We start from the raw sequence: 12,682 nt of genomic DNA on the forward strand, positions 1-12,682 counted from the left end.
ATAATCATCACTGGGCCGTAAGACCAAACCGCAATACTAAATAAGAACCTAGGTTTCATTATCTTATTCATGGATTCCTCAAAGTTCGTAGAACTCATGCTGGACCTACACAATAAGTATGGCAATGCACTGGGTATTAACGATGTCTATGCCTATAGCGCCCTGGGCAGGGTTATTAAGGCGGTGGGTACGGTAATAATATCCCCAAACTCACCAATGCTTCTCGCCAAGGCTCCCAGGTCAATATCAATGTACCTACTAGGCAATGGTTCGGTTCTCGCATTGACTGACCTACCAATAAGTGTGGAGGCCCTTAGGGATTGCGTGGGCGAGAGGGTTGAGGTTACGAACGACCTATATAAACCGCCAAGTACATTGGTGGCCATTAACGTGACCAAGTGCCAGGACGCCATATACAGGGTTGTTAAGGATGTTGGTAGGAAGTACAGCATTAACCTAGAGGTTTGGCTTACAAGTGAGTTGGGGATGGAGGGCGTTAAGGTGGTTTATAGGGGTGGTATTAAGGATTTAAAGCACTTGGTTAGGCTCGTTATTTTAATGACGGCCCTAACGAATGTGAGAGGCAATGGTAATGTTGATTCCGTGTTTAAATTAATAGGTGATTTAATGAGGAAGTACTGAGTCACCAAACCTCCTTTTCCTTGAGAATTTCCTCCACATTAACTATTGTTGAGTTGTCTGGACCGTAGAGTGGGCTTAGGGCTGGTGGCGCCTTTAGGTAATTTGGCATTTGCTCCAGGATCCTCTCCTCATAGGTCGGCACATACTCATTCTGATAGAAGATGCCTATTGGTATTCTGTCACCCCACTCCATGCCTCTTAGGAATGCTTGTGTGAGCTTCTTCGTAACCTCCTCCTCACTTGGGTTCCTAACCACAGGGTCCCAACCAGGCTCACTCTCAAGCTTATAGATCCTAGCCTCATACCACTCCTTGGTATTGATGTCATTATATGTTGGGCATGGTTGCAGTATATCAATGAATGCCGAACCCTTATGCCTAATTGCTTCCTTTATCAGTAAAGCTAAGTGCTTAACATCGTAGGCGTAACCTCTCGCGACAAAGGTGAAGCCAACTGATAGCGCTAAAACCACTGGGTTAATAGCATCGTAAATATTCGGCCTAGCCAAGGCCTTGGTCTTGGTGCCTCTCTTAAGCGTTGGGCTTGCCTGACCCTTAGTTAGGCCGTAGACACCATTATCAAACATAAGAACCGTGAAGTCCACATTACGCCTACCAGCATGAACAAGGTGCTCAGCGCCAATACCCATCAAGTCACCATCACCACCAATCACTATGACCTCAAGGTTTGGATTAGCCAACTTAACACCAGTTGCATATGGTATAGGCCTACCATGGAGTGTATGAGCACCATTAGCATTAACATAGTGAATAGTCTTGGCAGAACAACCAATACCGGAAACTAGGAACACGTTATGCGGATCAAGGTTCAAATCAGCTAAAGCCTGATAGAGGGCCTGGAGTATTCCATAGTCACCACAGCCAGGACACCAATCAGGTCTCCTCCTTTTCTCAACATAGTCCATCGGCGTCCTCTTGACCGTGATCTTTACGGTATTTGACACGGTACAAATGTCAAATGAACCAGCTTATAAAGCTTTTGTGAGGTGCGTAAGATCTAGGTTAATTGGTCCTAGTCTTGACATCGCATCTTCCTTTATCATTACAATAACCCAAGCCCTCTACCAATTACCTATACCCACCGCCTATTGGTGCATCCCTTTAAACGCATTGCAACCCTCATACCCCAAGTCCTCATTTTCCTTTAATTCCCCGTTAATTAAGGACGACTGAATACGGTCATCACCCTTACGTATATTAATGCCTGAACAGTAACGCTACGAAAAACATTAGATTAATACCCAGAGGGTTAACTTGTGGGCTATTTCTACGGAGTATTCATTAGGGATTTAGACGTAACGTCACTAATTAGGGCATTACCCGTGATGCCTGTGGAGAGGGAGAACATGCACATAACCATTACATACATTGGTGATGATAGACCAAGTCAGGGGGTTGACGATAGGGTCGGGGTAAGCATAGGCTCAATGCCGTGCTTCAGGGCTAAGCTAGGGCAATTAATATTATTGCCAAGTGTCCTAAGGCCCAAGGTACTTGCCGTGGAGATCATTAATAATAAGCAATTGAGTAAGTTGAGGTCAATCATAGTGAGTATATTAAGAGACTCAGGCATTTCAATGAATGATAAGTACTCCGGTGAATTCAAGCCACACATAACGATTGCATACATAAAATCAAAGAAGGTAAATCCGCAGAATATACTTGAGACAACCCGCGAAATGGGAATCGAGAAGGAACTCCTGAACAAATCACTACTAATTGAAAACGTATCCCTAATACTAGCCAGGGGAAACAACTACAGGGAAATATCAAGGCATAAACTGCAATGCTAATTTTAAATTGATATTACGGGATCCTAATCACGGGGTCGGCATTATGGAAACCAATTAACCTAATTACAAATCGAGTGTTTGATAACGGACCAAGCAAGTAACGGCATTTTTTGAATGGACAAGCACTTGCCCTATGTTTCCTTAATTTGTTATCGCTGTAGCTCTCGGTCCTAACGAGTATTAGGTCACCATCACGAGTGTAAATAACTCTGTAAGGATAATGAATGAGGCCATCGTTCCATTTATCCCTAATAATAAGCTCAACATAATCAGCCATAGTCAAATCAACAAATAGGGAACTAATACTACCCTGCTTATTATCAACGCGGTACTCCCTAATTACTAAGCCGCAACTATTAATATCCCTAACGACTTGCATTACCACTCACTAATGAAGCTCTAAATGACTCCCAATTCTTCAATAATTCATTAAACTCGGCAATCAAATTCCTCAACCTAGCCCTACGATAAGCCCTCAACTCATACTTCAAATCCTCATTAAGGTAACTAATCCTTCCCTTAATCGAATTAATTATGGCATCGACGATGTGCAGAGCATCATTGACGCTCACGTGAATCGAATAAACACGAATAAAGGCACCCCTATACCTAGAAAAGATTTCCTTCCACCTATTCACATTAAAGCAGACCTCACGGCCAATCCATATATGTCCATATTTAAGGAAGCACTTCCTAATCTCCTTATGAAACCTTACTGATATGCCTACATCATTAGGAACCTTAAACTCCAAAATGTATAATATGGCATCACCGCCTCCACCACCTGGAGATACCTTACTAATTAATTGATTAAATAATGCCGGTAGAAACCTGGTTCCGTCACCACCAACACTAATGTCCACTATATAGGGCCTGGAATTAACGAAATAACCCTTAACAATAGCATAATCACTACCCATCACTTGAGTCCTAACAACATTACTACCATCAACAACCCTAATACCCATAGCATCATAAACCGCAATAAACGGCTTATACCCGGTTAAGTACGGCATTATGAATTCCACATACTGACTACCCCCTGATCCAACGAGCCCTAACTCCATAATATAATTACACAATAAGCGCATTTTAAGTTTATTGAATCATGCACATGTACGTAAAAATACCGTGTGCAGGGCATGCACTGAAAAAGGTGCAATTATGATGCTTACAAGTTTTTGTCAATAGATACACTGGATATGGTGCATCGAGGAAGCAATGATAATCATTACTTAAAGGAACCAGGGGTTTAATAACCATGGTGACTAGGCATGTAGGCTTGATAGTAATTAATGCCAACGCATGAACCGCGAGGAAAATCTTCAGGGTTTAGCCCTGGAGAATCCTCGTAGGCGATTTAGGCCAGCCCTGGGCTCGGGAAATGAAGGTGGAAGGAAAAATAATGAGGATACTACTTGACCTAGGCGACAGGCCATTAACAGTGATAGGACCGCCAGGTTCTGGTAAAACCACAATGATAACTGCATTAGGACTGATGAGGCATAAGTTAGTGGGTTCGGCCGTATCTTATGTGACACAAAAGTCAAGTGATGCAGTAGGGATTATAATAAAACCATCAATACCTTGGGCATGCATACGTGATAATCTATTCTTAATACTCGATTCCTATGAGGAATTAAGTACGAGACCTGGAATAACAATACTAACTTCCACGGCATATAGATATAAAACCTATAATAGCTATATAAAATACTTGGGGTACCTGGCTAAGAATCCACGTAATACACATGCAGCATGGCTTTTGGAACGAATAATGCTACTACGTAATATAATAATTGAACCAAGCAATAATAATGAAAACAAGGGAATAACCACAATAATCCAGAGCAGAGACATTAGGGGAGTATACTTAGCAACAGCCCTAATACTCAACAGCATGTGTCACCAAGGCAATAATAACGTGCTAATATTAGATGACGTAACAATACTGCCCATAAGAGACGATGCACTACTAAGGATAATTAGGATGACGAGAGGACTCACAAACGTATGGATGGTGTTACACAGTATTGGTAAATTAAACATTGAAGACCTAAATACGCCGACAATAATAACAAGCCATAGTGGACCAGCCAAGTCACTATCAAGATTTAAAGAAATACTAAGCCAGATAAAGCCAGGGGAAGCGCTCTACATGGGTATTAATGAGCAACTGAAAATAAAAATACACGAAATAAAGGAACTACGCAACAAACTGCTAAACGAAATAACGCAATAGTCCATCATTATTACATCCACGGCAGGCAAACCCGTTAAAAATCCCCTTCCTCTTTTCAATCCCCCCGCTCAGGGGGAGGAGGAAGGAGAGGATGATGGATACCGAGGGACTGAGCCGATGGCTTAGTTCTCGGATATCCTGAGCTGTATAGTATGATGAATCCCTGGAAAATGATTAATGATTTAAAAGAAAGGCTGACATCCGTCACCTGGATATTCATGGGGTGGGACCCGCCCCACCACTATGCTAGTGATAAGGGGCGGTGACTGCGGAGTAGTCCGTAGTCCTGCCCCGTGGTATCCAGGTGACGGATATGGATAGGGATAGGAAAGGGAAGGACGGGTATGTACCTGCCGTGGATGTAACGGCAATGGGCATTGATGTTGGTGTAAGGCGTTTTGTTGTTGCCTTTGTTGGTAGTAGGGCTAGGTTGCTTAATGATCTAGCGGTTGTATATGCTAGGCAGAATGGCGTTTCGTTAGTGCCGTTAGGTATATATGATGCTATGACTAGGGCCTATGTAGTTAGTATTAATTATCCAGGTACAGATAAATACCGTGGTGTCGAGTTAACGAGTAACATCATCAGTAAAACACTAGGTGCCATAGTAAGGGCTATGCATAGTGTACAGAGGGTTCATAACACGTTAATCGGTCTAGTTCTTGAGGATCTCAGGCAGTTCAGTGGATATAAGCATGACTTAGTCAGGGCGAAGGCTATTTGGGATCTAATTACAAGCAGGTTTAGTGAGAGTGTTAGTAAATGCCCTGCTGTTAAGGTTTCTTGGTTCTGGATGAGTTATAGGGGCGAGGTAATCATGCCTACTAGGGATTCAATACCCATAGTGCTTGTTGAGCCTGAGTATACGAGTAGTATATGCCCGAGATGTGGTACTTACTTAGGTAGGGTTAGGGATAAGGTGGTGTGTAATTACTGTGGCTTTGAGGGTGATAGGGATGTTATTGGTGCTATAAATGTGGCGCTACGAGGATTTTTAATACTAATGAAATGCGTTAGAGAGGGTATACTAGGGGTCACCCGAAGGCTCAGGGCTGGCTCTGTAAATTTCATATGCCTTAATTAATGTACCACGTATTGCGTAAACTACGGCTCTGCCTATCGCTGTTGCTGGCCCTGCGTAGGGTTCCCTGTTACCATTTATTGGTGTTAGTATTGCTATTGCATCGGAGGTTGTTCCGTGCATCCTATTACCAGTTAACTCAGCGAGTGTTAGTGCCTTTATCTGGGCAGCTAGCATTGTTACATCTATCATTGCTTGTATAGTTAATGGCCTGTCTATGATTATTGCCATGTTTATTGTTGATTCGCCAAAGCCCCGAGTCTCTATACCGCCCTTATTTATCCTGTAAGGGTTCGTTAGTCCCATGGTTATTGATACCTCAGTCTCCACACCGTTGATTATCTCCTCATTTATTACGTGATTTCTCGGTATTTCCGTGGCTGTTAGGAAGGTTATTGCCTCGTTACTATTTATCGTTAATTTCCTGTGCGTCCTCATTACTTCCCTAATTGGGTCGTTATTGAAGTCCTTAGGGACCTGGTGGTGTATTACGTATTTAATACCATTCCTAAGTCCTCCATCCACGGTACTGGCCAATGCCATTGTCTCTTGATTTAGCGTGATTACTACGTTTTCTCTCAGGTATTTTACGTCGATGATCATATTGTTTAGGGTGTGAGCTTGGTAAATTAAGGTTGTAGCCTTAGTTGTGCTCATGCTTAATGCTCATGTGTTGGTTTATGGTGTTTTACTCGCCGTAGTGTGGGTGTATTTAAGTTCCGTATTTTGGTGTTTCGTGTTTAAGTAAAATTTAAAAATTATTCAGTATAAATTTTATTTGATAATGAAATCGAGAGATACCATAGTCTGGATTGAGGGTTTGTGGAAGTCCTTTGGTTCTTTAGTTGTTAATGAGGATATTAATATCTATATTAATTATGGTGAGGTTGTTTCGGTACTTGGCCCTAACGGTGCTGGTAAGACCACATTGCTTAGGCAGGTCTATGGTGAGTTAAGGTCGGATAAGGGTGAGATTTTTATCATGGGTATGAGTCCCGGGAAGGCTAGGGGCAGCGGTGTAATGAGTGTTGTTCCTCAGGAGGCTATGCCGTTTCATTTACTTAGGGTTGCGGAGCATATCGAGATGCTTGTTAGGCTTAGGGGTATGTCTAAGGGCATGATTAGGCAGTGTGTTGATGAGGCTATTGATATAGTTGGGCTTGGGGATTACAGGAATAGCCTTATCTATGACTTATCAGGAGGTATGAAGAGGCTTGTCCTTGTTGCTTCGGCGATTGCCTGTAGGCCTAGGTTGATAATCCTTGATGAGCCCACCGTCGGCATTGATGCCCAGAATAGGAGGAGGATTTGGGAGGCAATAAGGGGTGCCAGGGATGGTGGTTCGGCGGTTATACTGACTACGCATTATCTTCATGAGGCTGAGGAACTTAGTGATAGGGTTTACCTGATGAATAGAAGGATCCTCATGGATGGTCCACCGGGTGAGTTAAGGAGGAGACTGCCGTGGGTTGAGATTAGGAGTGATGATGGCGCTGGGTCAATTAGGGTTTCCTGGGATGAGGCTGTTAACGTGATTAATGACCTGGTTAGGAGGAGGGTTAGGTTTGAGGTTAGGGAGCCTTCCCTTGAGGATGTTTTCATTGAGGTGTTTGGTGATGGGCATGAGGCTGAGTAATGTTGTTACCATAACCAGGTACGTACTGCTTAGTAGTAGGCATTGGGTTTACGTGTCGCTGGGCTTTACATTGATGTTTCCCATTCTATGGCTCATACTGCTTAGGGCTGTTGGTAATCCGCGGTACATGGATTATTTCGTAGTGGGTACTGTGGTTAATACGAGCTTCCTAATACCATTCCTAGGCACGTCCCAGGATATGGCTTACTTCAAAAGGGAATCATCGATATACACGCTCCTTTATTCCAATGGGGCTGATCATTGGGAGATAGCCCTTGGCTACATCCTTCAATTAATAGTGCTTAATACGCCATCAATAGTTGCCCTGTTATTTCTATCGGTATTAATAATGGGTTTATCCTATGGCATAGTGCAGATTGTGGTTACAATAGTCACGGCAGTCTTGATATCATTATCATCGGCTTTGCTGGGTTACGCCCTTGGCATAAGCGTTAAGAATTACAGGGTTATCAATCAAATAGCCCAAATAATCCCCTGGCCGCTCCTGCTCCTGGCCCCTGTTTACTACCCAATCACGATATTGCCTCCGGTACTGAGGTATGTTAGTTTGGCTTTACCAACCACGTACATGGCGCTTGCCATTAATGGTTCGCTGGGTCTGAACCTAGGTGATTTGTCCAGAGGTTTGGCAGGTATGTTTGTTTATTCCTTAGCGTCAATTTTAATAGCTAGGTATGCTATAGTTAGGGGTGAGGTGAATGGCTGATTTTAAAAGTGGAGTCGCCGGAGGATTTGGTGAGGATTGGAAGAGCATTGTCAAACCCATTGAGGGTGAGGATACTCCTAATGCTGGTGAAGAATCCAACGTTTATTCAAGACGTGGCCCACAAGCTCAGCATACCATATGCCCTAGCCCACCTGCATCTGAAGGTTTTAGAGGAGGCTGGTTTGATAGAGGGGGTTTACGTGGTGGAGGAGAGACCAAGGCCCCATTTGAGGAAGGTTTACAGGGTGAGGGACTTCAGGCTAGTCATAGACAGGCAGTTGCTGGAGCGGTTGGCGGAGTCCCTGGGCTGAGGATGCCGTACGTATCAATATCCGTGACGCTCCTGGCGGGCCTTATAATTGGCGCCGGCGTCCCAATAGCAGTGTTCTACATGGCATTTAAGGTGGGTACGTGGCCATTCCTCGTAGCCGCCACGATAATCAGCGTCTTCGCCATATTCTGGGGCACCGTGTTGGCCATACTCTCCTTCGTGCCCATACTCGATAACGTCGATGAACAGTTGAGGGTCATGAATAATCAACTGAATGTCTATAGGGCATTCATAAGGAGTTTGTTGGAGGAGCTTGATGAGGTTAATACGGTGCTTAGGGATATTAGGGATGAGTTGAGGAGGGTTGGTGGTGAGGCATGAGCGAGTTAAAGTATGCCGATGTTAGTGATGAGGAGGTCATGAGGATGATTATGGAGAGGATTAGGGAGATGAAGCAGTTACTTAGTGAGATTAGGGACATGCTGAGGGTGGAGTGATGGCTGAGAAGTTCGATAGGTACTACGAGTACTTCGTTAATAGGACTAGGGCAGGCCTTAAACCGAGGAGGATAAGGCTTGGTTTAATATCGATAGACCTGGATAGGAGGGTCACGGAATTAAGGTTCATCCCAGGAAGGGTGAAGACAAGGCAAGTCGTGATTGAGAGTAATGTAGTTGAGGGTGATCAAATAGACCTGGTGAGTCCGCCTGAGGGGGTTAGGGTGATTAAGGGTAAGCGCGTTAAGGTCCAGGATGCAATTCTTGAAGCAGTTGAGGGCGAGGATGTGACGTTAATAAATGTGGATGTGAAGAGGGTGATTGGTAGATATGTCAGGGTTGTTAATTGCGATGTTGGGCATGTTGAGGGTGAGGAGGTCACCATGGTTAATGCGGTTGCCAATGAGGTCATTGTTAAGCGTGGTGAGTTTATGAACTGTGACGTGGGTAGGCTTATTTATGAGGAGTTCTACAGGGCCATGAACACGGACATAAAGAGCGTAAGTAGGAAGTAGGTCTGAAGGGGCATTAGGTTAAATCCGGTGTCTCCTAGGCTCATCTGTTCATGAATGGGTCATCACTTTTCAGCTAACTCTGACCTCTTCACTGTTTTTGCCACTGGGTCACTTCTTTAAAGGGGTTTTGCTAATGCCTCTTGTGTTGTTGGTTAGGGAGTTTGAGGTTGATGAGTTGGTTTCGTTTGATGATGTGATTAGGGCTGTGGAGGATGGCTTTAAGTTGCTGGGTAGTGGTAATGCCGTTAATTTACCGAGGCGTAGGGCTATTGTGAGCGGTGCCGTGCTTCACGTGCTTCAGGGCATGGTGCTTGGTGATTACAGGGTTGCCGGGCTTAAGACGTACCTAAGCACTAGGCATGGTACTAGGTTCGTGGTTGTTTTGTTCAGTCTCGATAGTGGTGAGTTGTTGGCTGTTGTTGAGGCTGATAGGCTTGGTCAGTTGAGGACTGGGGCTGCTTCGGCCGTGGCTACGAAGTACATGGCTAGGAGGGATTCGTCCGTGCTTGGTATTGTGGGTTCTGGGGTCCAGGCGAGGGCTCAGTTTGAGGCGTTGAGTAGGGTCTTGAACCTTAAGTTGGTTAAGGTCTTCAGTAGGTCTCGTGAGCATGCTGAGAGGTTTGCCAGGTACATTGGATCTAGGGGTTTTGATACTGTTGTTGCTAGTGATTACGAGGAGGTTTGCAGGGGCGTCGATGTTTTGGTCACTGCGACTAATTCGAAGGACCCTTTCATACGTAGTTCATACATAGCGCCTGGAATGCACATTAATGCCATTGGTAGTAATTGGGCTAATAGGGCTGAGTTGGCGCCTGATGCCGTGTTGATGGCTGACGTGATTGCGGTTGATGATGTGGTTCAGGCTAGGGAGGAGGCTGGTGACTTGATAATGGCTGGTGATGTTGTTTGGTCTAGGGTGGCTCCGCTGGCTGACGTTGTGGTTGGTAGGGTTAGGGGTAGGTCCAGTGATGGTTCTATAACGGTGTTTAAGTCCCTGGGCATTGCCGTGGAGGACCTTGTTCTCGCTAAGTTGATTTATGATAGAGCTGTTAGAGAGGGGAGGGGTGTTGAGGTTGAGTTTAGGGGCGTGTTTAGGTGAGTTAATGGGCAAATTGTCTCTAGGCCTACGTATGTGCTAACTAAATGCGGTATTTTATATTGCAGTAACTTCAATTTCGTCTTCACATAATGATGGGTGTATGGCTATTGTACGTATCAATGCGTAGGCTATGGATATGGCTATGTTGATTAGTGTGTTTATGAGTACTGTGGTTGGTTTTGGCGTCCATGCGTGTTGGTTTATGATTATTGAAGGCCACGTCAAGAATTGTTGATGGATTAGGGCTAGAATAAGTGGTGCGGTATAGTTGATTAGAAGGCTTATGCCAATTACCATTCCTATAATTTCAGGAAAGTCTATGCGAACTTCCATAATCCCAGGCTTGCCGTTGTGCGGTAAACAAGATGTTCCACTCCATATAATGATCTCCGTAAGGATTATAGACGCCGTAATACCTGCCAATCTCACTACCATGGCAGGACCCATGCTAAGTCAGCCTTACCCAGAATTATTTAAGGTGTTAATTTTTAAAATAATCACGTATTGTTAATGAGAGATTCAACCCCTCTTGCCAAGTCCTTTACGTAGCACCCTAGGGGATTTATCGTCCTTAGATGGAACATTACTTAATGGGTGTATTAGGCTCACGATAGTATTGACACGCCTATTGAGGAGCGAGGTTGTGATTGTGTGTTTTGATTATGATTTATTTAGGATGGATAAGTAATGGGATGCTTAGATTAAAGCAAATAGCCACCCTCTGGACCTACTTCCTCGAGCTCGCCCGTCCTTGGATTGACCTTAAATCCAAGCGATTCAAGGGCATACACGCCGAGAAGTGATATTGGAGTTTTCAAGGCGGCGATCATTACGGGGCCTTTCCTGCCTTTAACCTCGGCTTCCCCGATGTATACCTTGGCTTTATCTTTTCGATCCGTTGGTCATTACTAATTCCACGGTGTATGGTGTCTCGATAAGGCCTAGTTCCCTTATTGTGTCTGGGTCTAGGACTATGTATGTTGAGCCTGTGTCGACAAGCATTTTGATCTGCTTTGAACCTTTACTCCCCTTTATCACTACGTCGGCGTATACGTGTCCCACATAATTTAGTTATAGGCCTTAAAATATAAATTATTTTTAGCGCATTGGCTTTCTTTGGCTTTTTCAATCTCCTATGCTTTTTAAGCCAGTTCCTTTAATCATTATTATGCGTAATAGGGTACTCATCAAGGTGGGGCTTATCCTGGAATTCCTAGCTGAGCTTCTGTACTTCATTGCCATTGTATATCCAAGGTACTTTGGCTTCATCCTTATTTTGCTAATTACGTCGGTATATGTCGTATCGTCTATGATGATGTACCTGGGCTTTAATGGACCTGGTTATTCGCTGAGTATTGGTTCTATTGGTGCGGTTTTATTAATGTTCGGTTCATCACTATTACTAATAATGCACCTTACGTCAACATCTTACGTGGTCGCAATGATCGGTATGGGTATTGCCTTCCTTGGTGATGTCTCAATATCCCTATTTTTCTGGCGAGCTTCCCAGGGGGATATTTTCATTAAGGTTGGTGCTGTACTTAACGTGGTTCCTGTGGTTACCTTTATCGGGAGTTTATTGCTGGCGATTGGTGTTGATAGTGTTAAGGACCTTAGTTAGGTCATTGACTGTGTCTATGTCGACCAGGACCTCGGGACCACACTCTACGGTACAAGCATCAGCCCTATGTCTCAGTATTTCTCGTGCACCCACGTCACCGCTTAGTCTCATTAAGTCTGGAAATAGGGATTTATGTATCAATACTGGGTTTCCTCTAACACCGTTATGCGTGGGTATCACTGCCGTGCACCCCTCATGGTATGCATTGAGTATTTTGTTTATGGTTTCCCTAGTTATCAGCGGCATGTCCGCGAGTACTATGAAAACCGCATCATAGTCCTGGAAGAACCTTATGCCCAGCTTTATTGACGTGCTCATACCATCCTTGTACCACAGATTATAAATAACAACCTCATTGCGTAGGTATGGCAATAGGTCATTGACATAGGCGCCAACAATCACAACCCTATCCAGACCCTCCACAGCCCTGAGGACCCTCGTTATTGCTGGTTCACCATTAATACTCACCAGTAGTTTATTCCCACCGAACCTCCTGCCCTCCCCAGCGGCTAATATTACTGCTCCAACCCTCATTGCC

The 12,682-nt window shown here is 44.3% G+C and carries 19 protein-coding genes; 11 read left to right on the forward strand and 8 right to left on the reverse strand.

What is annotated here, in order from left to right:
* Positions 1-69: 69 nt before the first annotated feature.
* Entirely contained in the window at positions 70-642 is a 573-nt protein-coding gene (locus VMUT_RS09800) for a hypothetical protein (RefSeq protein ID WP_148224734.1), read from the forward strand.
* A gap of 1 nt (position 643) precedes the next feature.
* Here the strand turns inward: VMUT_RS09800 and VMUT_RS09805 are convergent, their stop codons facing one another.
* On the reverse strand, positions 644-1,567 hold the full coding sequence (locus VMUT_RS09805) for a 2-oxoacid:ferredoxin oxidoreductase subunit beta (RefSeq protein ID WP_013605262.1): 924 nt from the start codon (positions 1,565-1,567) through the stop codon (positions 644-646).
* A gap of 351 nt (positions 1,568-1,918) precedes the next feature.
* On the opposite strand from VMUT_RS09805, the gene VMUT_RS09810 reads away from it, so the two are divergent.
* Positions 1,919-2,455 carry a 2'-5' RNA ligase family protein gene (locus tag VMUT_RS09810; protein ID WP_013605263.1) on the forward strand — a complete coding sequence of 179 codons (537 nt, stop codon included), beginning with the start codon at positions 1,919-1,921 and terminating at the stop codon, positions 2,453-2,455.
* 13 nt (positions 2,456-2,468) lie between these two features.
* On the opposite strand, the gene VMUT_RS09815 is transcribed toward VMUT_RS09810, so the two are convergent.
* Positions 2,469-2,834: a hypothetical protein gene (locus VMUT_RS09815; RefSeq protein WP_013605264.1), complete on the reverse strand. Its 366-nt coding sequence runs from the start codon at positions 2,832-2,834 to the stop codon at positions 2,469-2,471.
* Positions 2,821-3,522, reverse strand: a complete 702-nt coding sequence (locus tag VMUT_RS09820) for a hypothetical protein (protein WP_013605265.1) — start codon at positions 3,520-3,522, stop codon at positions 2,821-2,823. The genes VMUT_RS09815 and VMUT_RS09820 overlap by 14 nt, the downstream gene beginning before the upstream one ends.
* A 338-nt stretch (positions 3,523-3,860) precedes the next feature.
* Here VMUT_RS09820 and VMUT_RS09825 point away from each other — a divergent pair, with 338 nt between their 5' ends.
* Positions 3,861-4,697, forward strand: a complete 837-nt coding sequence (locus VMUT_RS09825) for a P-loop NTPase family protein (protein ID WP_148224735.1) — start codon at positions 3,861-3,863, stop codon at positions 4,695-4,697.
* Between the two features lie 313 nt (positions 4,698-5,010).
* Complete coding sequence (locus tag VMUT_RS09830) at positions 5,011-5,781, forward strand: zinc ribbon domain-containing protein (RefSeq protein WP_048057017.1); 771 nt, start codon at positions 5,011-5,013, stop codon at positions 5,779-5,781.
* On the opposite strand, the gene VMUT_RS09835 is transcribed toward VMUT_RS09830, so the two are convergent.
* Positions 5,725-6,381: an adenosylcobinamide amidohydrolase gene (locus VMUT_RS09835; protein ID WP_013605267.1), complete on the reverse strand. Its 657-nt coding sequence runs from the start codon at positions 6,379-6,381 to the stop codon at positions 5,725-5,727. The genes VMUT_RS09830 and VMUT_RS09835 overlap by 57 nt on opposite strands.
* A gap of 181 nt (positions 6,382-6,562) precedes the next feature.
* Between VMUT_RS09835 and VMUT_RS09840 the strand changes: the two genes are divergently transcribed.
* From VMUT_RS09840 to VMUT_RS09860, 6 genes are all read left to right on the forward strand, one after another.
* Positions 6,563-7,414: an ABC transporter ATP-binding protein gene (locus VMUT_RS09840; protein WP_013605268.1), complete on the forward strand. Its 852-nt coding sequence runs from the start codon at positions 6,563-6,565 to the stop codon at positions 7,412-7,414.
* Positions 7,395-8,141: an ABC transporter permease gene (locus tag VMUT_RS09845; protein WP_013605269.1), complete on the forward strand. Its 747-nt coding sequence runs from the start codon at positions 7,395-7,397 to the stop codon at positions 8,139-8,141. The genes VMUT_RS09840 and VMUT_RS09845 overlap by 20 nt, the downstream gene beginning before the upstream one ends.
* A gap of 80 nt (positions 8,142-8,221) precedes the next feature.
* Positions 8,222-8,452: an ArsR/SmtB family transcription factor gene (locus VMUT_RS12555; protein ID WP_237699740.1), complete on the forward strand. Its 231-nt coding sequence runs from the start codon at positions 8,222-8,224 to the stop codon at positions 8,450-8,452.
* A 2-nt stretch (positions 8,453-8,454) separates the two neighbouring features.
* Positions 8,455-8,793 (forward strand): hypothetical protein, encoded by a 339-nt coding sequence (locus VMUT_RS09850; RefSeq protein WP_013605271.1) that lies wholly within the window; start codon positions 8,455-8,457, stop codon positions 8,791-8,793.
* 115 nt (positions 8,794-8,908) lie between these two features.
* Positions 8,909-9,424, forward strand: coding sequence for a hypothetical protein (locus VMUT_RS09855; RefSeq protein WP_013605273.1), 516 nt, complete (start codon positions 8,909-8,911; stop codon positions 9,422-9,424).
* 133 nt (positions 9,425-9,557) lie between these two features.
* Positions 9,558-10,523, forward strand: coding sequence for an ornithine cyclodeaminase family protein (locus VMUT_RS09860; RefSeq protein ID WP_013605274.1), 966 nt, complete (start codon positions 9,558-9,560; stop codon positions 10,521-10,523).
* A gap of 54 nt (positions 10,524-10,577) precedes the next feature.
* Here VMUT_RS09860 and VMUT_RS09865 read toward each other — a convergent pair whose 3' ends face one another.
* The 3 genes from VMUT_RS09865 to VMUT_RS09870 form a co-directional block, all read right to left on the reverse strand.
* Entirely contained in the window at positions 10,578-10,970 is a 393-nt protein-coding gene (locus tag VMUT_RS09865; RefSeq protein ID WP_048057018.1) for a hypothetical protein, read from the reverse strand.
* Between the two features lie 254 nt (positions 10,971-11,224).
* Entirely contained in the window at positions 11,225-11,353 is a 129-nt protein-coding gene (locus VMUT_RS13265; protein WP_013605275.1) for a hypothetical protein, read from the reverse strand.
* A gap of 52 nt (positions 11,354-11,405) precedes the next feature.
* On the reverse strand, positions 11,406-11,585 hold the full coding sequence (locus VMUT_RS09870; protein ID WP_048057019.1) for an aspartyl protease family protein: 180 nt from the start codon (positions 11,583-11,585) through the stop codon (positions 11,406-11,408).
* A gap of 106 nt (positions 11,586-11,691) precedes the next feature.
* On the opposite strand from VMUT_RS09870, the gene VMUT_RS09875 reads away from it, so the two are divergent.
* Positions 11,692-12,144: a hypothetical protein gene (locus VMUT_RS09875; RefSeq protein ID WP_048057020.1), complete on the forward strand. Its 453-nt coding sequence runs from the start codon at positions 11,692-11,694 to the stop codon at positions 12,142-12,144.
* On the opposite strand, the gene VMUT_RS09880 is transcribed toward VMUT_RS09875, so the two are convergent.
* Complete coding sequence (locus VMUT_RS09880; RefSeq protein ID WP_013605276.1) at positions 12,100-12,678, reverse strand: nucleotidyltransferase family protein; 579 nt, start codon at positions 12,676-12,678, stop codon at positions 12,100-12,102. The two genes, VMUT_RS09875 and VMUT_RS09880, sit on opposite strands and share 45 nt — an antisense overlap.
* Between the last annotated feature and the right edge of the window lie 4 nt (positions 12,679-12,682).

The organism is Vulcanisaeta moutnovskia 768-28 (assembly GCF_000190315.1).
Classification (GTDB): domain Archaea; phylum Thermoproteota; class Thermoprotei; order Thermoproteales; family Thermocladiaceae; genus Vulcanisaeta; species Vulcanisaeta moutnovskia.

Bases quoted from the DNA above. Each gene is read 5' to 3' on its own strand.
- VMUT_RS09800 (WP_148224734.1), top strand. From the start codon at position 70: ATGGATTCCTCAAAGTTCGTAGAACTCATGCTGGACCTACACAATAAG.
- VMUT_RS09805 (WP_013605262.1), bottom strand. From the start codon at position 1,567: ATGGACTATGTTGAGAAAAGGAGGAGACCTGATTGGTGTCCTGGCTGT.
- VMUT_RS09815 (WP_013605264.1), bottom strand. From the start codon at position 2,834: ATGCAAGTCGTTAGGGATATTAATAGTTGCGGCTTAGTAATTAGGGAG.
- VMUT_RS09820 (WP_013605265.1), bottom strand. From the start codon at position 3,522: ATGGAGTTAGGGCTCGTTGGATCAGGGGGTAGTCAGTATGTGGAATTC.
- VMUT_RS09825 (WP_148224735.1), top strand. From the start codon at position 3,861: ATGAGGATACTACTTGACCTAGGCGACAGGCCATTAACAGTGATAGGA.
- VMUT_RS09830 (WP_048057017.1), top strand. From the start codon at position 5,011: ATGGATAGGGATAGGAAAGGGAAGGACGGGTATGTACCTGCCGTGGAT.
- VMUT_RS09835 (WP_013605267.1), bottom strand. From the start codon at position 6,381: ATGATCATCGACGTAAAATACCTGAGAGAAAACGTAGTAATCACGCTA.
- VMUT_RS09840 (WP_013605268.1), top strand. From the start codon at position 6,563: ATGAAATCGAGAGATACCATAGTCTGGATTGAGGGTTTGTGGAAGTCC.
- VMUT_RS09845 (WP_013605269.1), top strand. From the start codon at position 7,395: ATGGGCATGAGGCTGAGTAATGTTGTTACCATAACCAGGTACGTACTG.
- VMUT_RS12555 (WP_237699740.1), top strand. From the start codon at position 8,222: ATGCTGGTGAAGAATCCAACGTTTATTCAAGACGTGGCCCACAAGCTC.
- VMUT_RS09850 (WP_013605271.1), top strand. From the start codon at position 8,455: ATGCCGTACGTATCAATATCCGTGACGCTCCTGGCGGGCCTTATAATT.
- VMUT_RS09855 (WP_013605273.1), top strand. From the start codon at position 8,909: ATGGCTGAGAAGTTCGATAGGTACTACGAGTACTTCGTTAATAGGACT.
- VMUT_RS09860 (WP_013605274.1), top strand. From the start codon at position 9,558: ATGCCTCTTGTGTTGTTGGTTAGGGAGTTTGAGGTTGATGAGTTGGTT.
- VMUT_RS09865 (WP_048057018.1), bottom strand. From the start codon at position 10,970: ATGGGTCCTGCCATGGTAGTGAGATTGGCAGGTATTACGGCGTCTATA.
- VMUT_RS13265 (WP_013605275.1), bottom strand. From the start codon at position 11,353: ATGATCGCCGCCTTGAAAACTCCAATATCACTTCTCGGCGTGTATGCC.
- VMUT_RS09875 (WP_048057020.1), top strand. From the start codon at position 11,692: ATGCGTAATAGGGTACTCATCAAGGTGGGGCTTATCCTGGAATTCCTA.
- VMUT_RS09880 (WP_013605276.1), bottom strand. From the start codon at position 12,678: ATGAGGGTTGGAGCAGTAATATTAGCCGCTGGGGAGGGCAGGAGGTTC.